This is a genomic window from Achromobacter sp. RTa, from assembly GCF_000757485.1.
Lineage (GTDB): Bacteria > Pseudomonadota > Gammaproteobacteria > Burkholderiales > Burkholderiaceae_B > Achromobacter.
In genome coordinates, this window is the sequence record NZ_JPYO01000041.1 from 290,597 (window position 1) to 309,235 (window position 18,639).

Annotated in this window: 17 protein-coding genes; 10 read left to right on the forward strand and 7 right to left on the reverse strand. The window is 64.6% G+C overall.

What is annotated here, in order from left to right; all coding sequences use genetic code 11:
- Positions 1–24: 24 nt before the first annotated feature.
- Positions 25–453, reverse strand: coding sequence for a VOC family protein (locus JL37_RS16980; protein WP_043545541.1), 429 nt, complete (start codon positions 451–453; stop codon positions 25–27).
- A 145-nt stretch (positions 454–598) separates the two neighbouring features.
- Here JL37_RS16980 and JL37_RS16985 point away from each other — a divergent pair, with 145 nt between their 5' ends.
- Positions 599–2,809: an Ig-like domain-containing protein gene (locus JL37_RS16985; protein WP_043545543.1), complete on the forward strand. Its 2,211-nt coding sequence runs from the start codon at positions 599–601 to the stop codon at positions 2,807–2,809.
- A 90-nt stretch (positions 2,810–2,899) separates the two neighbouring features.
- Here the strand turns inward: JL37_RS16985 and JL37_RS16990 are convergent, their stop codons facing one another.
- From JL37_RS16990 to hisD, 6 genes are all read right to left on the reverse strand, one after another.
- The gene (locus JL37_RS16990) at positions 2,900–3,130 is read right to left on the reverse strand and encodes a hypothetical protein (protein ID WP_043545546.1); all 231 of its coding nucleotides are present in this window, start codon (positions 3,128–3,130) and stop codon (positions 2,900–2,902) included.
- A gap of 76 nt (positions 3,131–3,206) precedes the next feature.
- On the reverse strand, positions 3,207–4,178 hold the full coding sequence (locus JL37_RS16995; RefSeq protein ID WP_197064621.1) for a hypothetical protein: 972 nt from the start codon (positions 4,176–4,178) through the stop codon (positions 3,207–3,209).
- Between the two features lie 18 nt (positions 4,179–4,196).
- Positions 4,197–4,433 carry a hypothetical protein gene (locus tag JL37_RS17000; protein WP_043545550.1) on the reverse strand — a complete coding sequence of 79 codons (237 nt, stop codon included), beginning with the start codon at positions 4,431–4,433 and terminating at the stop codon, positions 4,197–4,199.
- A gap of 178 nt (positions 4,434–4,611) precedes the next feature.
- Positions 4,612–5,628, reverse strand: a complete 1,017-nt coding sequence (locus JL37_RS17005) for a LacI family DNA-binding transcriptional regulator (protein ID WP_043545553.1) — start codon at positions 5,626–5,628, stop codon at positions 4,612–4,614.
- The gene (locus JL37_RS17010; protein WP_043545556.1) at positions 5,625–6,392 is read right to left on the reverse strand and encodes an SDR family NAD(P)-dependent oxidoreductase; all 768 of its coding nucleotides are present in this window, start codon (positions 6,390–6,392) and stop codon (positions 5,625–5,627) included. Before JL37_RS17010 ends, JL37_RS17005 begins: the two co-directional genes overlap by 4 nt.
- Positions 6,389–7,708, reverse strand: a complete 1,320-nt coding sequence (gene hisD / locus JL37_RS17015) for a histidinol dehydrogenase (RefSeq protein ID WP_043545559.1) — start codon at positions 7,706–7,708, stop codon at positions 6,389–6,391. Before hisD ends, JL37_RS17010 begins: the two co-directional genes overlap by 4 nt.
- 272 nt (positions 7,709–7,980) lie before the next feature.
- Between hisD and JL37_RS17020 the strand changes: the two genes are divergently transcribed.
- The 9 genes from JL37_RS17020 (at position 7,981) to JL37_RS17060 (ending at position 18,639) form a co-directional block, all read left to right on the forward strand.
- Positions 7,981–9,339, forward strand: coding sequence for an aspartate aminotransferase family protein (locus JL37_RS17020; protein WP_052097300.1), 1,359 nt, complete (start codon positions 7,981–7,983; stop codon positions 9,337–9,339).
- Between the two features lie 124 nt (positions 9,340–9,463).
- The gene (locus tag JL37_RS17025; protein ID WP_081955100.1) at positions 9,464–10,684 is read left to right on the forward strand and encodes an ABC transporter substrate-binding protein; all 1,221 of its coding nucleotides are present in this window, start codon (positions 9,464–9,466) and stop codon (positions 10,682–10,684) included.
- A 61-nt stretch (positions 10,685–10,745) separates the two neighbouring features.
- On the forward strand, positions 10,746–11,606 hold the full coding sequence (locus tag JL37_RS17030; protein ID WP_081955101.1) for a branched-chain amino acid ABC transporter permease: 861 nt from the start codon (positions 10,746–10,748) through the stop codon (positions 11,604–11,606).
- 8 nt (positions 11,607–11,614) lie between these two features.
- Positions 11,615–12,577: a branched-chain amino acid ABC transporter permease gene (locus JL37_RS17035; RefSeq protein ID WP_197064622.1), complete on the forward strand. Its 963-nt coding sequence runs from the start codon at positions 11,615–11,617 to the stop codon at positions 12,575–12,577.
- Complete coding sequence (locus JL37_RS17040) at positions 12,574–13,338, forward strand: ABC transporter ATP-binding protein (RefSeq protein ID WP_043545568.1); 765 nt, start codon at positions 12,574–12,576, stop codon at positions 13,336–13,338. Before JL37_RS17035 ends, JL37_RS17040 begins: the two co-directional genes overlap by 4 nt.
- Positions 13,339–13,341: 3 nt before the next feature.
- The gene (locus JL37_RS17045) at positions 13,342–14,037 is read left to right on the forward strand and encodes an ABC transporter ATP-binding protein (protein ID WP_043545569.1); all 696 of its coding nucleotides are present in this window, start codon (positions 13,342–13,344) and stop codon (positions 14,035–14,037) included.
- Between the two features lie 52 nt (positions 14,038–14,089).
- Positions 14,090–16,309 carry a N,N-dimethylformamidase beta subunit family domain-containing protein gene (locus JL37_RS17050; protein WP_231570368.1) on the forward strand — a complete coding sequence of 740 codons (2,220 nt, stop codon included), beginning with the start codon at positions 14,090–14,092 and terminating at the stop codon, positions 16,307–16,309.
- Between the two features lie 17 nt (positions 16,310–16,326).
- Positions 16,327–17,322, forward strand: coding sequence for a LacI family DNA-binding transcriptional regulator (locus JL37_RS17055; protein ID WP_043545573.1), 996 nt, complete (start codon positions 16,327–16,329; stop codon positions 17,320–17,322).
- 33 nt (positions 17,323–17,355) lie between these two features.
- Positions 17,356–18,639, forward strand: coding sequence for a hydantoinase/carbamoylase family amidase (locus JL37_RS17060; RefSeq protein WP_043545575.1), 1,284 nt, complete (start codon positions 17,356–17,358; stop codon positions 18,637–18,639).

Consider the following 18,639-nt stretch of genomic DNA (forward strand, 5'->3'; position numbering starts at 1 on the left):
CCCGCGCGCCGCCCGTGCCGCGGATCACCGGGAGATCCGCACCGAGTCCGCGCTTCGGATGGATTCGCCATGGAACACGGCTTCGATGTTGTTGCCGTCAGGATCCAGCACGAAAGCGGCGTAGTAGCCGGGGTGGTAGGCGCGTTCGCCCGGAGCGCCGTTGTCCCGGCCGCCATGCGCCATTGCGGCGCGGTAGAAGGCGTCCACCATTGGCCGGTCCCGGGCCTGGAACGCCAGGTGGTGGCGCCCGGTCAGCTCGCCTTCCACTTCGTCGCTATCGGAGGATCCGATGAACAGCTCGTCCGCCCAGAAGTTGTGCTCGTCCGAGCCGCCCACGGGAATCTCCAGGGCCTCGAAGACGGCGCCATAGAACGCCTTGCTGGCGGCCAGGTCACGGACGACGAGACCTATGTGGTCAATCAAACGCCCGCGATGCAGTTCGCGTGTCGCCATGGATAGCTCTCGGTTGAGGATGCCGGAGCAGGCAATTTACATCGGCTCCCCGGCTCATGCATCGAAAGCGCGATCGTTCCCATTCACCGGCGCGTAACGAAATCTTCCTATCCTGCATGGCTTCCCATCAGGAGCCATGCAAGCAATGTCCCAGCCTTTCAGCCCCACGGGCACCCGCCGTCACTTTCCCCGCAGCATGCTCGCAGCCGCCCTCGTCGCCAGCCTGCTGACCGCCTGCGGCGGCGATGACGATAGCGACAGTTCCAATCCTCCCGAAACCGGCGTGCCGCCGGTTACCACTCCGCCCGTCACGCAGCCTCCCGTTACCGATACGCCGGTCACGGAACGGACGTTCCAGCCCAACGCCGGCACCCAGCATGGCTCGGCCGACGCGTCGACCGCCATCGCCCTGGATGCAAACTGGATGGTCGTTGCCGACGACGAAGCGAACGTGCTGCGCGTCTACCCGCGCCAAGGCGGCGCGGCGGTCTTGGAGTGGGACTTCTCGGTCGAAGGCCCGGCGCTGGGCAAGGAACTGGATGTCGAATCCAGCACCCTCATCGGCAAGCTGGCGTTCTTCCTGGGCTCGCATGGCAATAGCAAGGATGGCGGAGACGCCGTCGCCGAACGCGGCCATATGTTCGCTGTCGAGATCAGCGGCAGCGGCGGCGATACCGAGTTCTCCTACGTGGGCATGTTCTCGCAGCTGGAGCAGCAGCTCGTTGCCTGGGACAGCGGTAACCAGCACGGCCAGGGCGCCAACCATTTCGGCTTGGCGCGATCCAGCGCCGCGGGCCTGGCGCCGGAACGCGTGGACGGTTTTGCCATCGAGGGCGCCGCCACGGCCCCCGACGGCAAAACGCTGTGGCTGGGCTTCCGCGCCCCGCAAATGGATGGCGAGGTCCGTAACCGCGCACTCATCATTCCGGTGCTCAACCCGCTGGAGCTGGTGACGGGCAAGGCCGGCCAGGCCGGCTTCGGCACCCCCATCGAACTCAACCTGGGCGGACGCGGCATCCGCTCCATGGCCCAGGGCACGGATGGGCAGTACCTGATCCTGGCCGGCCCGGCCGGCGCCGCGAGCCGCCAGGCGGCTAGAAACTTCGCGCTGTACGCCTGGAGCGGCGTCGCGGCCGACGCGCCGCGTGAAATCGCCAACAACATCGAAACCATGCGCGCCGCCAGCGGCGGTAGCCTGGAAGCCATCGTCGAAGCGGCCGGCCCAGTCGCCGCGGGAACGCCCGTGCAGCTGCTGATGGACAACGGCGACACCGTGTTCGCCGGCACGAGCACCCCGGCCAAGGACCTGCCCGAGGGCGAACAACGTTTCCTGGGCGTGAGTTTCAACCTGGCCGATCTGCGCACCGTCGAGACGGGCCCGGCGCTGGCGGACAGCACGCCCGCCGACGGCCGGCAGGGCGTCAACGTCGATACCCGCCTGCTGTTCCGTTTTGACCAGGGAGTCGCGCTGGGGCAGGGCAGCGTCGCCTTGCGGCGCGCCGACGGATCCCTGGTGGAGCGGTTCTCCGCCCGCGCGACGCCGGACCGCATCAAGGCCGAGTACAACCAGGTCAGCATCAAGCCCGCCAAGCCCCTGGACTACAGCACGGGCTACTACGTGGAGATCGATGCCGACGCCATCCTCGGCCACGCCGGCCAGGGCTACCCCGGCCTGCAAGGCAGCACGGCGCTGGATTTCCGCACGGCCGGCGTTCCCACGCCACTGGCCGCGGGCGACGTGCTTTTCGTCGGCGCGAACGCCGAAGCGCCTGACGCCTTTGCCTTCATGCTGATGAAAGCCGTGGACGGCGGAACCCGCATCCAGTTCACCGACCGCGACCGCGGCAAATCGGGTATCCAGGAATTCGAGGGTTTGACCAACGAAACCGCCATGGACTGGACGGCCGACCGCTACCTGCCGGCCGGTACCATCGTCACCATCGCCACCGACGTCACTGGCAATCCGGAAACCGATATCGGCTTTACGATGGGCGCTCCTGGCGGCCTGGGCAAGGAAGAAACCATCTACGCCATGACCGGCACCGTCATCGACGGACTCGGGGACGGCGCCGCTGGGGAAATCAGCAGCGTTGGCGCCTTCCTGGCCAGCATCACGCTCGGCGGCGGCAAGGACAATGTCATCCCGCCCTCGCTGGACGCCGCGGGCACCGCTTTCCGCTTCGTCACCACGCCCGCCAACCAGACCAGCGCCATCTACTCGGGGCCGCTGGATACGCAGGACATTACCGCGCTTGCCGGGCGCATCAGCGATCCGGCCAACTGGAAGGTCCGGTACAAGCCGGAGGCCGGCTACCCGCTGGTCGACGGCAGCCTGTTCGGCGACCGCAGGCCTTGACGCGAACCGACGGCGGACCATGCGCCGTGCGTGATGTAACGGCACCCGCTCCCAGGCGAGAAAGCCAGGGGCCGGGTGCCGGCCCGATTTTCACTCAGGCGCTTTCACCAGTTCCGCATATGGCGGCAGCCCCGTCGATTGCTCCAACGCCAATTCATACGCGGCTTTCAGCTCTTCGGCCGCCAGGTCATAGACGACGAGGAGTTGCTCGATTTCCGCCGCCTTCGCGGGATCGCCGCTGTTCAATTGCTGGACGAGCTGCCGGGTTCGGGCGGCAATGCATTGAATGGACACCAACAGTGTCTGGGGCTTGAGGATCATTGCGCGTGTCCGGGTTTCAGGTGGCGCTCAATAAGACAGGGAAGGCCAGGCACGGCGATTACCGCTGTTATTCGTGTCAGGCGATGCAATGCCATACGACTCCGTCGGCTGTCCAGCATTGGTGCTTGCGTCCAGTTGACAGCAGGACGCCGTCCGCCGAATGCAGCTGGCCGAAGGTCAGGAGCCTACCCAGATTCATTTCCACGGGCTGCGGCGCCCTGCCGGCGTCCAGCCGGTAGAGGCATTCATTGGTGGTCAGATAGGTCGCGCCGTTGAAGTGATGGACATCCCAAATCTGGCCGTTCAATCCCGTATCGATGATTTCCCAACCTTCAGCAGAGCCCATCATCAGGAACCCATTCATGCCCGCCACCACCGCACGCCGGTCCGGCAGCACGTGGACGGCATTGAGAATGACATCCGTCGGGCTGCGCAGCTGGTTCCAGGCACCTTCGCGGCAGTGCCATACCTCGCCCGCGAATCCGACCGCATAGAGATCAGATTCGTCTACGCCATGGATGGCGTTGAATCCGGCCACGTCCATGACCCCGCCAGCCTGGAGCAGGCCCGCGTCCCGTCTTTCCCATGCGCCGCCTATGTTGCGCCGGTATACCTGTCTCCCCATGCCGACCGCATAGACGCCATCGCCGATGCTCTTCAGGTCGCGTAGCAGCCCGTGGGCGCCTGGCCCTCCGCTCGCGGGCCAGATCATCGACTCGCTGTCTCCGTTGGCGCCGCCATATCCGACGCGTCCATCGGGCCCCATGTAGACGAGCTCGATTCCGGCTCCGCGAGGCACTTTCTGGATTGCCAATCGCGTGCACTGCCAGGGCAGGTGGAACGCCGATCGCTGCCCGGACGCGACGTCCGATTTGATCAGACTGGCGTTGGGCGTGCCCTGCACGGACAATTTATCGATCTGCGCGACACCACGAAACACATTGCGATTCTGTACCAGTCCATACGAATAGCTGAAATGGGTTTGCTCAACTGTTGGCATTTCCTCATCCTGACGTTGCGCAGGCTGGCCAGATGCAGGCAGCAGCATGCAAGCTCGACCGTCGCGCTATGGCCTGGGCGGCCACCCGCTTTCATATTCTTCACGGCTGATCTCATGCCCGAAGCGCAGTGCGTCGTTGAACAGCCGGTTGTCGTGCGGCACCGGTTCGGGAGATTCGGCTTCCCCGTCGAAGCGGACGTGGATTTCCGCCTTCCGGTGATCCCAGCGGTACGAGACATCCTCGGAGTCGTAGCGCACGTAGATGTCGCGCCGGGAGAACTCGTGGCCCTTGTTGATTCCCATGATTTGCTTCCTGGCCAAGGCCCCGAATGAGAGAGGGCGGGCTTGGGTTCTGCCCCGCACGCGCGATGGAGGGCGGCCGGGCGGCCAAGAATAGCATGAGGGAACAGGCGTCCGGAGGGCTGCTCCGCGCCTCTTGCACGGCAGGCGCATGGCTTGGCAGCGCAGCCCCCCGGAGGCGTTACGGGGCAGGCCTTACCGTCTTGCGTTCGACCAGCACGCACGGCACCACGATGTCGCGCGCCGGAGCCTGGCCATGCATGCGTTCGCGCAGCAGCGTCACCGCGGCGTCGACCATGGGTTCCACATGCTGGCGGACGGTGGTCAGCTGGTACGAGCCCCAGGCCGCCTGCGGTACGTCGTCGAAGCCGATCACGGCCACGTCTTCGGGGATGCGCAAGCCCAATTCCAGGCGCAGCACATCCATGGCCGCGATCGCCATGTGGTCGTTGGCCACGAAAACGGCGTCCGGCCGGTCGGCGCGGTTGAACAGGCGCCGCACGGCATCCTGTGCGCCCGCGAAACTGTAGTTGCCTGTCTCGCGGCAGGCCACGCGCATGCCGAGCTCGGCCAGCGCCTGATTGAAGCCCCGCTCTCGCTCCATGCTGGTCGAGGAGTCTTCCAGCCCCGCCAGGAATGCGATGCGCCGGTAGCCTCGCGCCACCAGCAACTCGGCCGCCAGCCGGCCGCCGGCGGCGTTGTCGGAGGTGACCGAACCGGTGGCGTAGCGCGCCAGGCCGGCCAGGTCCGATATGCGGTTGAACTGAACGACCGGCACGCCCACGTCCAGGCAGCTTTTCGCCAGCGTGGGCGACAGCATCGCCGACGCCAGCACGATCCCGTCGACCTGGTATTGCAGGATGTCGGCCAGCACGCCGTCGGCCCCTTCGTCGATGTTCGCGATGAACATCAGCACGTGGTAGCCCTGTTTCTGCAGTTTCTGCGACAGCCGTTCGATCACCAGCGGATAGAACTGGTTTTCCAGGTAGCTCATGACCAGCGCAACGATGCGGCTCTGGCGGGTGATCAGGCTGCGCGCGAGCGCGTTGGGCCGGTAGCCCAGGCGCTGGGCCGCCGCCAGCACCTTGCGTCGCATCTCTTCGGACACGCTTGCGCCTGGCGTGAAGGTGCGGCTGACGGCCGACTGGGAAACCTGTGCCAGGTCGGCCACGTCCTGCGCGCGGGGAGCGGTTTTCATGCGGCGGTCCAGCCTCCGTCGAGCATCAGGGCGCTGCCGGTCATCAGGCTGGACGCGCCGCTGGCCAGGAACACGGCGGCGCCCATGATTTCATCGAGACGGCCCACGCGGCCCAATGCAATCCGTTCGCACACCCATTGCCGGAAGCCCGGCGCGTCGAACATGGCCGACGTCATGGGAGTTTCGATAAAGGTCGGGCAGATGGAGTTCACTCGTATGCCATGGGCGCCCAGCTCCCAGGCCAGGGCCTTGGTCATGCCTTCCACGGCATGTTTGCTGGCGCAATACAGCACGCGGCGCGGGCTGCCCACGCACCCCATCTGAGACGAGATATTGATGATGGAACCCGGCCGGCGCGCCGCCAGCAGCCGGCGCGCCACTGCGCGGCTGACGTACAGCGCGGCCTTGACGTTCAGGTCGAATACCGCATCGATGTCCTGGTCCGTCTGCTCGACCAGGGGCGCGGGCCGGTTCATGCCCGCGTTGTTGACCAGGATATCGTATGGCGCCACGTCCGCGACGGCGGCGTCCACGTCGGCGGACCGGGTCACGTCCAGCACGACGAAATCGCAGGACACCCGTTCCGCGCGGAGCGCCGCGCATACGTCCTGCAGCTCGCCCTGGCGGCGCGCCGCCACCGTGACGTGGGCGCCGGCGCGGCCCAGCGCGGCGGCGATGGCCAGCCCGATGCCGCCGCTGCCGCCCGTCACCAGCGCGCGTTGACCGTCCAGCCGGAAACTGGGGCCCGCAGGCAGTTCGATCATGCCTGTTCCTTTACCGGTTCATACCAGGGCAGGTCGGGGCGGCCGCCATAGCGGCGCACTCGGATATTGGCCTGTTCGCCGTGCCCCGCGAAGTTCTCCATATGGCACAGGCGCGAGCAGTACTCGCCCATGGCCGCGCTGGCTTCGTCGGTCAGCACGCGTTGGTAGGTGCAGGTCTTCAGGAACTTGCCCACCCACAGGCCGCCGGTGTAGCGCGCATTGCGGTTGGTGGGCAGGGTGTGGTTGGTGCCGATGACCTTGTCGCCGAAGCTGACGTTGGTGCGCGGCCCCAGGAACAGCGCGCCGTAGTTGCTCATGTTGTTCAGGAAATAATCCGGTTCGCGCGTCATGACCTGCACGTGTTCGAATGCAAGTTCGTCGGCCACCTGCAGCATTTCTTCCCGCGTGTCGCACACGATGACTTCGCCGCAGTCGGTCCAGCTTTGCCGGGCGATGGCTGCCGTGGGCAGCACCGTCAGTTGGCGCTCGACTTCGGCCAGCGTGTCCTTGGCCAGCTTTTCGCTATTGGTCAGCAGCACGGCAGGCGAGGTCGGGCCATGTTCCGCCTGGCCCAGCAGGTCGACGGCGCACAATTCCCCGTCGACGCTGTCGTCGGCAATGACCAGCGTTTCGGTGGGGCCGGCAAACAGATCGATCCCCACGCGGCCATACAACTGGCGCTTGGCCTCGGCCACGAACATATTGCCCGGCCCCACCAGCATGTCCACCGGCGCCACGCTGGGAGTGCCGACCGCCATGGCCACCACCGCCTGCACGCCGCCCAGCACCAGGATTTCATCGGCGCCCGCCATGTCCATGGCGGTGACGATGGCCGGATGCGGTTTGCCTTGATACGGCGGCGCCGTGGACACGACGCGTTTTACGCCGGCGACCTTCGCGGTCAGCACGCTCATGTGGGCCGAGGCCAGCAAGGGGTACTTTCCGCCGGGGATGTAGCAGCCCACGGCATTCACAGGGATGTGCTTGTGGCCCAGCACCACGCCGGGATAGGTCTCGACTTCCACGTCCTGCATCGAGTCGCGCTGGATCTGCGCAAAGTTGCGGACCTGCTTTTGCGCGAATGCGATGTCTTCGATTTCGCGGGCAGACAGTTGCTTGCGTGCCGCTGCGATCTCGTCGCGCGACAAGCGGAAATCGCTGGGATCCCAGTTGTCGAACTTGCGGCTGTATTCGCGAACGGCATCGTCGCCGTCTTGCTCGATGTGGCGGATGATGCCTTCGACCGTGGCGCGCACCTTGGCGTCGTCGTCGGTCTTGACCTCGGCCGTGCGGCCGCGTTTCAGGTATCGGATCATGATGGTGTGGCCCTGCTCAGACAGTGGAGGATGGAACGGCGGGCTACACATTCAGAGCTTTGCATGCGTATGCAAATAAGGGAAAACCCCTGATGTTTCGCGCGGCGATCTAGGTCGCATGATCAGCGGGAAAACCCCGATAGAACGACATGTCGACTTCGATAGAATTCGTATTCACTTTCAGAAAATCGTCGCTGTACCTCGCAAATCCCCATTAATCATCAATTTCTCGCCTTGGATTTTTGTTTTCAGTGTGGCGAGAGCAAAAAATTATGCCCAAAACTGAATACGTATTCAATCCGTCTGAAATAGATGTGCTGTTGAAGCAGCCATTGGGCGCGAAGCTTCCGGTGGCCGACCGGGCCGAGGGTGTCTACATCTACGACACGGATGGCCGCGATTATCTGGACGGCTCCGGCGGGGCCATGACCGTATCGATCGGCCATGGCGTGCGGCCGGTGCTGGATGCGATGCATGCGCAGGCCGAACGCGTGTGTTTCACCTATCGCTCGCACTTCACCAGCGCGGCGGCGGAATCCCTGGCTGCCACGTTGACGGATCTGGCGCCGGCCGGCGTAACCCACGCCTTTTTCGTCAACAGCGGATCCGAGGCCACCGAGTTGGCGCTGCGCACCGCGCAGCAGTACTGGCGCGACCGCGGGCAGCCCGGCAAGACCCACGTGCTGGGCCGGGCCATCAGCTATCACGGCATGACGATGGGCGCGCTCTCCATGTCTGGCCATAACGCGCGCCGGGCCGATTACGGCAACCTGCTGCACACGTTCGCCGTGGCTCCGCCGCCGTATCCCTATCGTTTTCCGCTGTCGGGCCCTGACGCGGATGGCCACGGCGCGATGGTGTGGGACCGCATCATCCGCGAATACGGCGCGGACAAGGTCGCAGCCATCATCGTCGAACCGGTGGTGGGCGCGGCCGGCGGCGCGCTGACGCCGCCCATCGGATACCTGCGCGCCCTGCGCGAGATCTGCGACCGGCACGACATACTGCTGATTGCCGATGAGGTGATTACCGGCATGGGCCGCACAGGGAAATGGTTTGCCTGCGAGCACGACGGCGTGTCGCCGGACATGATCGCCACCGGCAAGGGCATGACGTCGGGCTACACGCCCATGGGCGCGGTGCTGTTTCACGAACGCATCATTGGCGCGTTCGCCGCCACAGGGAAAACCGTGCCGTTCGGCCACACCTTCAGCGCGAACCCGCTCAGCGCCGCGACCTGCCTGGCGGTGGTGAACTACATGCGCGACCGGAACGTGCTGGAAAACGTCGCCGCCCGCGGCAAGCAGCTGGAAGCCGGCCTGCGCCGCCTGGGGCAGCGCTATCCGTGGATGGCGGACATCCGCGGCCGCGGCCTGCTGTGGGGCTTCGAGTTCGTGGCCGATCCGCAATCCCGCACCCCGCCGGACGCGGCCTTGAATGCCAACGCGTTGTTCACCGCGCATTGCTTCCGGGCCGGCCTGATCGTCTACACCGCCGGCATCGCGCCGCTGAACAACGCCACCTTGCTGGCGCCGCCGCTGGTGATCACGGAAGCGGAAATGGACGATCTGCTTGCCCGCCTGGAAGCGGGAATGACCAGTTTCGCGTCTGAAATGGGATTTGCCGCATGACAGGCGCCCGCAAGGCGCGCGGTAACCATCGCGGCCGAATCCGCAGCTGAAGCAGCAATACCCACCCATCCTGGCCAGCACACTACACGCCGGGCAGATCGCCCGGCCTTTCAAGGGGAACATAATGATTTCAGGAAAAGGTATCGATCGCCGCACCGTACTGAAAGCGGGCGTCGCAGCATTGGGGTCGTCTTTGTCGGGAATTTCCTGGGCGCAGGGCACGGGCGATACGCTGACGATGGGCATCATTTCCCAGCAGACCGGCACGTTCGCATATGCGGGCGATCTGGTGCTGAAGGGCGCGCGGCTTGCCGTCGAAGAGCGGGGCGGGAGCATCCTCGGCAACAAGATCAACCTGGTGGTGCGCGATGACGAGGGCAAGCCTGCCGTGGGGGTGCGCCGCCTGACGGAGGCGATCTCGTCGGACAAGCTGCGTTACTTCGCCGGCAATTTCTCCAGCGCGGTCGGATTGGCGGAACTGGAAGTCGCGCGCCAGGAGAAAGTGCTGCAGTACGCGGCGGGGGGCACGGAAGACATCACGGGATCGCGGTGCAGCCCGTACACGTTCCAATGGTCGGCCAACGCATACACGGCCTTGCGCGCCACGCTGGACTATGTCAGCAAGACCATGCCGGACAAGAAGAAGATCTACACCATCACGGCGGATTATGCGTTCGGCCAATCGCTGTTGCGCTACGCGCAGGTGGCGGCCAAGGAACTGGGCCTGGAACTGGTCGGCAACGACAACCATCCGTCGGGCGAGCGCCAGTTCACGCAGTACTTCACCAAGGCCCTCTCCACGCGTCCAGACCTGATCTGCCTGCTGACGGCCGGCGCGGACGCGGTATCGGCTGTTCGCCAGTTCCACAGTTTCGGCGTGAAGACCGTGCAGCTCGTGGGGCCGTGGACCCTCGAAATCGAGCAGATGCAGGAACTGTCGCCCGCCATGCTCAACGGCATGATCCTGGGCTTGAATTATTACCAGGATATCGACACGCCGGTGAACAAATCGTTCGTCGAACGTTATCTGAAGGCGCACAAGACCGTGCCTTCCTATGCGGCGGCTTATGGCTACGACTCGATGCGCACGCTCTTCATGGCCATGGAGAAGGCGAAGAGCATCGAGGTGGAGGCGGTGATCAAGACGCTGGAAGGCATGCAGTACGACAGCATCTTCGGCCCCACGCATATCGACGCCCGCACGCACCAGACCGTGCGGCCGTACTACGTCGTGAAATGCAAGGCGCCCGATGCCATGAAGAACAAATTCGATATGGCCGCCATCGTGTCGCAAGGGGAAAGCCCGCAGCCGCCCGAACTGAACCAGTGCAAGCGCACGGTGTGAGTTCGCTTGTGTACGACACCAGGCGCCCAGCGCCTGGCCTAAATCCACATCAAGGCCAACCATGATTTCTTTGTTAGCCGCGCAACTCCTGAACGGGTTGGCGATAGGAATGGTCTACGCGTTGACCGCGTTCGGGCTATCCATCATCAAAGGGCTGCTCAACGTGCCCAACTTCGCGCATGGCGCCTTCTACGCGCTGGGCGCCTATGTCTGCTTTGCCGCCATGCATGTCGGGATGCCTTTCGCGCTGGCACTGCTGCTTGCGTTCGTGGCGCCCGCCGTGGTCGGCGTCATCGTCGAGAAGCTGGGTGTGGCCCGCTTGATGAGCGGCCCATATCTTTACCAGTTGCTGTTTCTGTTCGGAACCGCCCTTGTCCTGGAACAGCTGATCATCATTATCTGGGGCACGGTGGGGCTGAGCGCCCAGCCGCCGGAACCGCTGCAGGGCGCTTTCGACCTGGGATTCACCTGGCTTCCCAAGTACCTGGTGTTCAACGGCGCCATGGCCGCGCTGACCATCGCCGTGGTCTGGCTGCTGATCGAGCGCACCCGCCTGGGGTCGCAGATACGAGCCGGGATAGACAAACGCGAAATGGCGCAGTGCCTGGGCATAGACGTGTCCAGGCTGGTTACCGCCGGGTTCGCGCTGGGCTCGGGACTGGCCGGCCTGTCGGGCGGCCTGGTTCTGCCGCTGCTGGGCGCCAACGCGACCATGGGGGCGGACATGCTGTCGATCGCCTTCGTGGTGCTGGTGATAGGCGGCCTTGGGTCCTTGTATGGCGCGCTGGCGGCCGGCATTCTGGTGGGCGTCATCCAGAGCGTGTCCTCCGTTTTCGTGCCGTCGGCCAGCACGGTGCTGATCTACGTGGCCATGGTCGCCACCTTGATGATTCGTCCCCAGGGACTGTTCGGGGAGCGCTGATGCAACGCATGCCTTCTACTTATCTGATGTCGGCCATCGCCGTCGTTGTCGCCATCGTGGCGCCGCTGTGCATGCCGATCAATATCGCCACCGAGATCATGATCTTCGGCGTGTTCGCCCTGGCAACCTACCTGCTTATCAGCGTGGCCGGCCTGTATTCGTTCGGCCAGGCCGCATTTTTCGGCGTGGGGGGCTATGTGGCGGGTTACGTGTACATCAACACGGAACTTCCGCTGATAGCGGGCCTGGCGCTGGCGGCCCTGGGCAGCGCGGTGGTTGCCCTGGCGGTCGGGATGATGAGCACCAAGCGTACGGGCATCTATTTCATGATGCTGACGTTCGCCTTCAACCAGATGATCTATTACCTGGCCTACAGCTGGCACAGCGTGACGGGCGGCGAAGACGGGCTGGGAGGGATACGCAGGCCGGACATCTCCATCCCCGGCATCGGCACGATCGATATTTCCAACCACGTGAATTTCTACATCCTGGCCGCGGTGGTGTTCGTCGCTGTATTCGCTGGCCTGTACCAGCTGATACACAGCCCGCTCGGTCTGGTGTTGAACGCCGCCAGGCAGAATGCCCGCCGTACCGCCTCGTTGGGATTTTCCGTCTACCGGGCCCAGTTGCTGGCGTTTGTGATCGCGGGGGCGATATCGGGTGTGGCCGGCGCGTTGTTCGCGATGCTGTATCGGATCATGCCTATCGATGCGATCGCGTGGACCAATTCCGGCACGGCCGTATTCATGGTGATCATCGGCGGCATGTCGTCCATTTTCGGTCCGGTCATCGGCGCCGCGATTTTCATCTGGCTGCAGGGATTCTTCAGCGTCATATGGGCGCGCTGGCCGTTGCTGTTCGGAGTCTTCATCATCCTGGTGGTGCTGTTCCTGAAGGGGGGCGCCATTGAACTGTTCGACCGCGCGCGCCGCCTGTTCGGCACCCGGGCGCGGGAAAGGAGCGTGTCATGAGCGTAGCTGCCAGCGCGCCGGCCTACGCCTTCGAGGCCCGCCGCGTCACCAAGAAATTCGGCGCCAACGTGGTCATCGAAGACCTGTCCATCGGTTTCGAGCCCGGCATGCTGCATAGCATTCTGGGCCCCAATGGCGCCGGCAAGACCACCTTGTTCAATCTGCTGACCCGCGACCTGCCGGTTACAAGCGGGGATATCCTGCTCAGGGGCTCGTCCGTCACCAACCTGAAGCCCCATCAGATCGCGCGGCGAGGGGTGGGGCGTTCGTACCAGATTTCCAGCGTGTACCTGGACCTGACCTTCCTGGAAAACGTATGGCTGGCCGCCTATCGCGCCGCGCATGGGGGGCGCACCGGGTGGTGGCGCAATGTGCGCAGCTACGACGGCCTGCGCGCGCAGGCCAGCGAGCTGCTGCAAACGCTGGGGCTGGGGCAATACGAACACACCCTGGCGAAGTCCGTGTCCTATGGCGATCAGCGCCTGCTGGAAATCGCCGTGACGCTGGCGACCCGGCCCGAGATACTGCTGCTGGACGAACCCACGGCGGGCCTGTCCCAGCGCGAAACCGAACGGGTGAAGGCGTTCATCGCATCGATCAAATCCGACTACACCATCGTGATGATCGAACACAAGATGAACGTGGTGATGGAAATTTCCGATCGCATTCACGTCATGAGCCGCGGCGCGCTGATCGCCGCCGGCACGGCGGAAGAAATTTCAAAGAACCAGGCCGTGCACGCCGCCTACTTCGGACTTTAAAAAATGCTGCTAAAGATCGACTCGATCAATACGTTCTACGGTCCCAGCCAGGCCATTCACGGCGTGTCTTTCGACATCGGCAACCGCGAGGTGGTGGCCTTGCTGGGCCGAAATGGCGCGGGAAAGTCCACGACGCTGCGCTCCATCATGGGCTTGAACCAGGTCGCCAGCGGCACGATCGCCTTCGACGGCCAGGACATTTCGCGCCAGTCGCCGCAGGCCATATCCAGGATGGGCATCACATTGGTTCCGGAAACCCGGGATCCCTTCGTCCTGCTGACAGTGAAAGAGAACATCATGCTGGGGTATCGCCCGGGGTCTCCATACACCCTGGACCGGCTGATGGACCTGTTTCCGTTGCTGGCGGAGCTGCTCAAGAAAAAGGGCGGCGAGCTGTCCGGCGGACAGCAGCAGATGATGGTCATGGCGCGCGGCCTGGCCATGGGGCCGCGGGTGCTGTTGCTGGACGAGCCCTCGCAGGGGCTGGCGCCCATCATGGTGAAAGCCGTGGCCAGCGTGCTGAAGCAGCTGAAGGGCGAAGACCTGACGCTGCTGCTGGTCGAGCAGAACCTGAGCATGGCGCTCGAGATCGCCGACCGTGTAGTGGTGCTGGAAAACGGCAGCGTGGCCGACACCTTTACCAGCGAGGAGGGCCGATTGAACCCCGCCCGCCTCGAGAAATATCTCGCCGTGCACTGAGCGCCGCGCGCGCCGCGACCGTACTCATACCGAACCGATGAAAAAACCTGCCATGCATCCTCCTATCCTGGGCTATGTCACGCCGCTTAGCGCGCAACCCGGCCAGACCCTGTCGTTTCGCATCAGTTCGGCGGGCGGCCAGCCGTTTACCGCGCGAGTCCTGCGCATCCACTGCGCCGACCCCAATCCCGACGGGCCCGGCATGCAGCTGGAACCGGCCGACTTTCCGCTGCAAGCCAGTTATGCGGGACGCGAGCTGCCGGTCTATCCGGGGGCCTGCGCGCTGGCAACGCTGGATCCCGCCGTCCAACACGATGCGAAGCGCATCGAACTGCGCGTGCTGACCAAGCCAACCCTGGTGCAAGGCGGCCCGCAGGTGCTGGCCAGCCTGCAGGATGCGTCGGCGGCGCAGGGCGTGGCCCTGGCCGTGGAGGACGGCGAATGGGTCGTTCTGGCGTTACAGGAAAATGCCGTGCCTGTCGCGCTGCGCACCGGCCTGCGCGCCACGCAGGATCGCTGGCAATCGGTGTCGCTAAGCCTTGCGTTGGCCGATCGCCGCCTGACGATACGCGTGGGGCCGGTGCCCGTCGGCACGCCGGGCGCCGGGCCGGTATTGCCGGAGCAGGAAACGATGCTGGATTCCGCCGCCGGGTTCAACGGGCAGCCATTTACCCATCTTTGCCTGGGCGCTTTGTGGGCAGGCCATCCCAGCCAGGCGTACAACGGCTTGATCGAAGCCCCGGCGCTGTATGCGGGCGGGCAGACATCATCGCTACAAACGCTGGCTCAATGGCATCTGGCGGATGCCATGCAGGAGTCTTCAGTGCCCGGCGTGCAGCCGGGCATGCCGGCGCTGACGCTGGTCAACACGCCGGTGCGCGCCGTCCGGTCGTCGCGCTGGTCTGGCCTGAACCTGAACTGGAAGGAAGCGCCGGATGAGTACGCCGCCATGTACTTCCACGCCGACGCCTTGACCGATTGCGGCTGGCAGGAGAGCCTCAGCCTGCGCATTCCTGCGGGTACGAAATCCGGCGTGTACGGATTGGAGGTCACGCACCCCGAGGGCAGCGATACGATTCCGTTTTACGTGACGCCCGCCCCGAACGGACCCCGCGCGCGCGTGCTGTTCCTGGCGCCGACCCTGACCTACCAGGCCTATGCGAATCACGCTCGCGGCAACTACGCGGGCGCCTTGGCCGAACGCATCGGGCAATGGGGCGCCTATCCCCACAACCCCGATGTGGTGACGCAGTTCGGGGCGTCTACCTATAACCGCCACAAAGACATGGCGGGCATCAGCCTGTCGTCGCGTTTGCGTCCGATATTGACGATGCGCCCGGGCTACCTGACGTTTCCGGATCCCAAGGGGTCGGGCCTGAGGCACTTTCCCGCGGACTCGCACCTGACGCACTGGCTGCGCGAAAAAGGCTTCGATTACGACGTGATCACCGACGAGGACCTGGACGACCAGGGCCTGGACGCCCTGCGCCCCTACGACGTGGTCCTGACCGGCTCGCACCCGGAATACCACACGCGCCGCATGATCGACGCCCTGGTGGCGTACCGCGAAGGCGGCGGATACCTGATGTATATGGGCGCCAACGGCTTTTACTGGAAGATTGCCCGCCCCGCGGCGGCGCCTCATATGCTGGAAATCCGGCGCGCCGAGGGCGGCATCCGGGCCTGGGCCAGCGAACCGGGCGAGTACTACCACCAGCTGGACGGCGGCTACGGCGGCATGTGGCGCCGCAACGGCATCGCCCCGCAATGCACGGGCGGCGTCGGTTTTGCCGTGCAAGGGGGGTTCGAGGGCATCGGCTACCGGCGCACGCCGGAGTCCTACGATCCGGACGTGGCGTGGCTGTTCGAAGGCGTGGAAGGCGAAACCTACGGCGATTTCGGCCTGTCCGGCGGCGGCGCGGCCGGGTTCGAGCTGGACCAGGTGGTGCCGGAGCTGGGCTCGCCCGCGTACCTGAAGATCGTCGGTATTTCGGACGGCCATGGGCCTAGCTTTAGAATAGCGCCCGAAGAGATCCTGACGTGGACCATCGCCGCGTCGATTCCTCGCAAATACGAAGGCGTGCACGCCCATATGGCCGTCGGTGTGGCCGAGCAGGGCGGCGGGCTGTTTGCGGCGGGCTCGATCACCTTCCTGGGCAGCTTGTTGCACAACGGGTGCAACAACAATGTCTCGCACATCGTCGAAAACTGCTTGCGTCATTTCCTGTCGATCTCGTTGGCGAAGCGCGGCGCCGACTGTGCACCTCTTTGATCGGAAAACCAGAAGGCGTGAAAAAGAAAGCTCCTACACAGAAAGACGTGGCCAAGTTCGCGGGCGTGTCCCAGGCCGCCGTGTCCCGGTTCATCTCGGGCAAGGGCGCCATTTCGCAGGAAGTCCGCGAGAAGATCCTGAAGGTCGTCGATCTGGTCGATTACCAGCCCAATCCGCTGGCGCGCGGCTTGAGCAGCGGCAAGTTCAACATCATTGCCATCGTCATGGCCAACATTACCAATCCCTGGTATCCGGTCGTGCTGGAGCTGATCACGCGGGAACTGCATCGGCGGGGCTTGCAGACGCTGCTGTTCAACGCCACGCCGCCGCAGACGGTCGACGACCTGATGCCGCTGGTGCTGCAGTACCGGGTGCGCGGCGTCATCATCACGACGGCGTCGTTGACGACCCTGGGCGCGGATTTGTGCGTCAAGCAAGGCGTGCCCGTGGTCATGTTCAACCGGTATGCGCAAACCGGCAACGGGCATTCCGTGTCCACCGACAACATCGGCGGCGGCCGGCTGGCCGCCGACGTGCTGCTGGAATCCGGCAGCAAGGTGCTGGGGTACCTGGGCGGCATGCCGTCGGTATCCACCAATCGGGACCGGCGCACCGGGTTTCTGGAGCGCCTGGCCGAACTGGGCATGACGTCGGTGCCCGTGCTGGAAAAGGAATTCACCTACTCCTGGGGCTATGAGGCCACGCAGATGCTGCTGGCGCGCCACCCCGACATCGATGCGCTGTTCTGCGCCGACGATGAAATCGCCTCGGGCGCCATCGATGCGCTGCGCTTCGCCCTGGGCAAGCGCGTTCCGGAAGACGTGCGGGTATTCGGCTTTGACGATCATCCGGTTGCCTCGAACGCCGCCTACCAGATGACCACGATACGCCAGCCCGTCGAAGACATGATCACCGCGGCCATAGAGCTGCTGCTGCAGGACAGCGGCAAGAACGAGCGCCGCCTGCTGCCGGGGCAGTTGATTTATCGAAATTCCACGCCGGAAAAACGCTGATCCGCCTTTCTTGCCGACTACCAGGAGGAATCCATGGCTACCGCACTTCCCAGCATCGACGTGGCACGCGAGTTTCTGGATGAATTGCTTCGCGTCAGCGCGAGCGAGGACGGCGGCGTCATCCGCATCGCCTACGGGCAGGGCGAGCAGGAGGCCCACGAAGCGCTCCGTGCCATCGGCAGCAAGTGCGGGTTTCCGGTGGAGCAGGATTTTGCCGGAAATACCTACGTCCGCCTGAAAGGCCGCGACAGCGCGGCAAAGCGCGTCGTCATCGGGTCGCACCTGGACTCGGTGCCGCATGGGGGCAATTACGACGGCGCCTTGGGCGTCGCGATAGGGCTGGCCGCCATTGCCGGCATTGCGGCCAGCGGCCGCACCCTGGACCGCGATGTGCTCGTCATGGGCGTGCGGGCCGAAGAGAGCTGTTATTTCCCGGCGCCGTACATCGGAAGCCGCATGGCGTTGGGCGAGCTGCCGGCAGAGACTTTCAACGGCCTCAAGCGCAGCGACACGGGGCGCAGCCTGGCCGAGCACATGCGGGAACTGGGCTTCGACCCGGCCGCGGTTCTACGTGGGGAGCGGCATCTGTCCGTGGACACCGTGGCCTGCTATCTCGAAGCGCATATCGAACAAGGGCCCGTCCTGGAAAACGAGGGAATCCCCCTGGGTATCGTCCAGGCGATAGCCGGCGGGCCGCGTTGGCGAGAAGGGCGCATTTACGGCACGTACGCCCATGCCGGAGGCGCCCCGAAAGGCTACCGGCAGGATGCCGTCGCCGCGCTTGGGGAGTTCATCCATCAGGTGAATCGCCTATGGGATCGCTTTCACGAACAGGGTGTCTATACCTTGTTCACGTTCGGCATCATAGGCACCGTGCCCGAAATGCACACCTATAGCCGCGTGCCGGGCGAGGCAAGGTTTTGCCTCGATACGCGCTGTATCGATACGGAGATTCGTATCCAGATCGGCCAGGAGATCCTCAAGATCGCCGAAGAAATCTCCGCGCGCCATGGCGTCGTCTTCGAATGGGGACCGGATTCGGGGCCCAATATCTCGCCCATGGCGCCGGACATGCAGGCCGGACTTCGTTCAGCGGCGGAGCGTCTGGGCGTGCCTTGCAAGGCAATGGCCAGCGGCGCGGGCCACGACGCATCCGCCTTCGCGGACCTGGGAATCCCGTCCGCCATGCTGTTCATCAGAAACCAGCACGGCAGCCACAACAAGGATGAAACCGTGCGGATGGAAGACGTGCAGCTTGGCGTCTCGGTGTTGACCGAGTTTCTATGTTCGAAGTTTGGTCAAGATCCACGCGGTTGA

Excerpts from the sequence above, each read along its gene's own strand:
- JL37_RS17035 (WP_197064622.1), top strand. The coding sequence starts at position 11,615 with ATGCCTTCTACTTATCTGATGTCGGCCATCGCCGTCGTTGTCGCCATC.
- JL37_RS16995 (WP_197064621.1), bottom strand. The coding sequence starts at position 4,178 with ATGCTGCTGCCTGCATCTGGCCAGCCTGCGCAACGTCAGGATGAGGAA.
- JL37_RS17010 (WP_043545556.1), bottom strand. The coding sequence starts at position 6,392 with ATGATCGAACTGCCTGCGGGCCCCAGTTTCCGGCTGGACGGTCAACGC.
- JL37_RS17060 (WP_043545575.1), top strand. The coding sequence starts at position 17,356 with ATGGCTACCGCACTTCCCAGCATCGACGTGGCACGCGAGTTTCTGGAT.
- JL37_RS17000 (WP_043545550.1), bottom strand. The coding sequence starts at position 4,433 with ATGGGAATCAACAAGGGCCACGAGTTCTCCCGGCGCGACATCTACGTG.
- JL37_RS17005 (WP_043545553.1), bottom strand. The coding sequence starts at position 5,628 with ATGAAAACCGCTCCCCGCGCGCAGGACGTGGCCGACCTGGCACAGGTT.
- JL37_RS17020 (WP_052097300.1), top strand. The coding sequence starts at position 7,981 with ATGCCCAAAACTGAATACGTATTCAATCCGTCTGAAATAGATGTGCTG.
- JL37_RS17045 (WP_043545569.1), top strand. The coding sequence starts at position 13,342 with ATGCTGCTAAAGATCGACTCGATCAATACGTTCTACGGTCCCAGCCAG.
- JL37_RS17040 (WP_043545568.1), top strand. The coding sequence starts at position 12,574 with ATGAGCGTAGCTGCCAGCGCGCCGGCCTACGCCTTCGAGGCCCGCCGC.
- JL37_RS16985 (WP_043545543.1), top strand. The coding sequence starts at position 599 with ATGTCCCAGCCTTTCAGCCCCACGGGCACCCGCCGTCACTTTCCCCGC.
- hisD (WP_043545559.1), bottom strand. The coding sequence starts at position 7,708 with ATGATCCGATACCTGAAACGCGGCCGCACGGCCGAGGTCAAGACCGAC.
- JL37_RS16980 (WP_043545541.1), bottom strand. The coding sequence starts at position 453 with ATGGCGACACGCGAACTGCATCGCGGGCGTTTGATTGACCACATAGGT.
- JL37_RS17030 (WP_081955101.1), top strand. The coding sequence starts at position 10,746 with ATGATTTCTTTGTTAGCCGCGCAACTCCTGAACGGGTTGGCGATAGGA.
- JL37_RS17050 (WP_231570368.1), top strand. The coding sequence starts at position 14,090 with ATGCATCCTCCTATCCTGGGCTATGTCACGCCGCTTAGCGCGCAACCC.
- JL37_RS17025 (WP_081955100.1), top strand. The coding sequence starts at position 9,464 with ATGATTTCAGGAAAAGGTATCGATCGCCGCACCGTACTGAAAGCGGGC.
- JL37_RS16990 (WP_043545546.1), bottom strand. The coding sequence starts at position 3,130 with ATGATCCTCAAGCCCCAGACACTGTTGGTGTCCATTCAATGCATTGCC.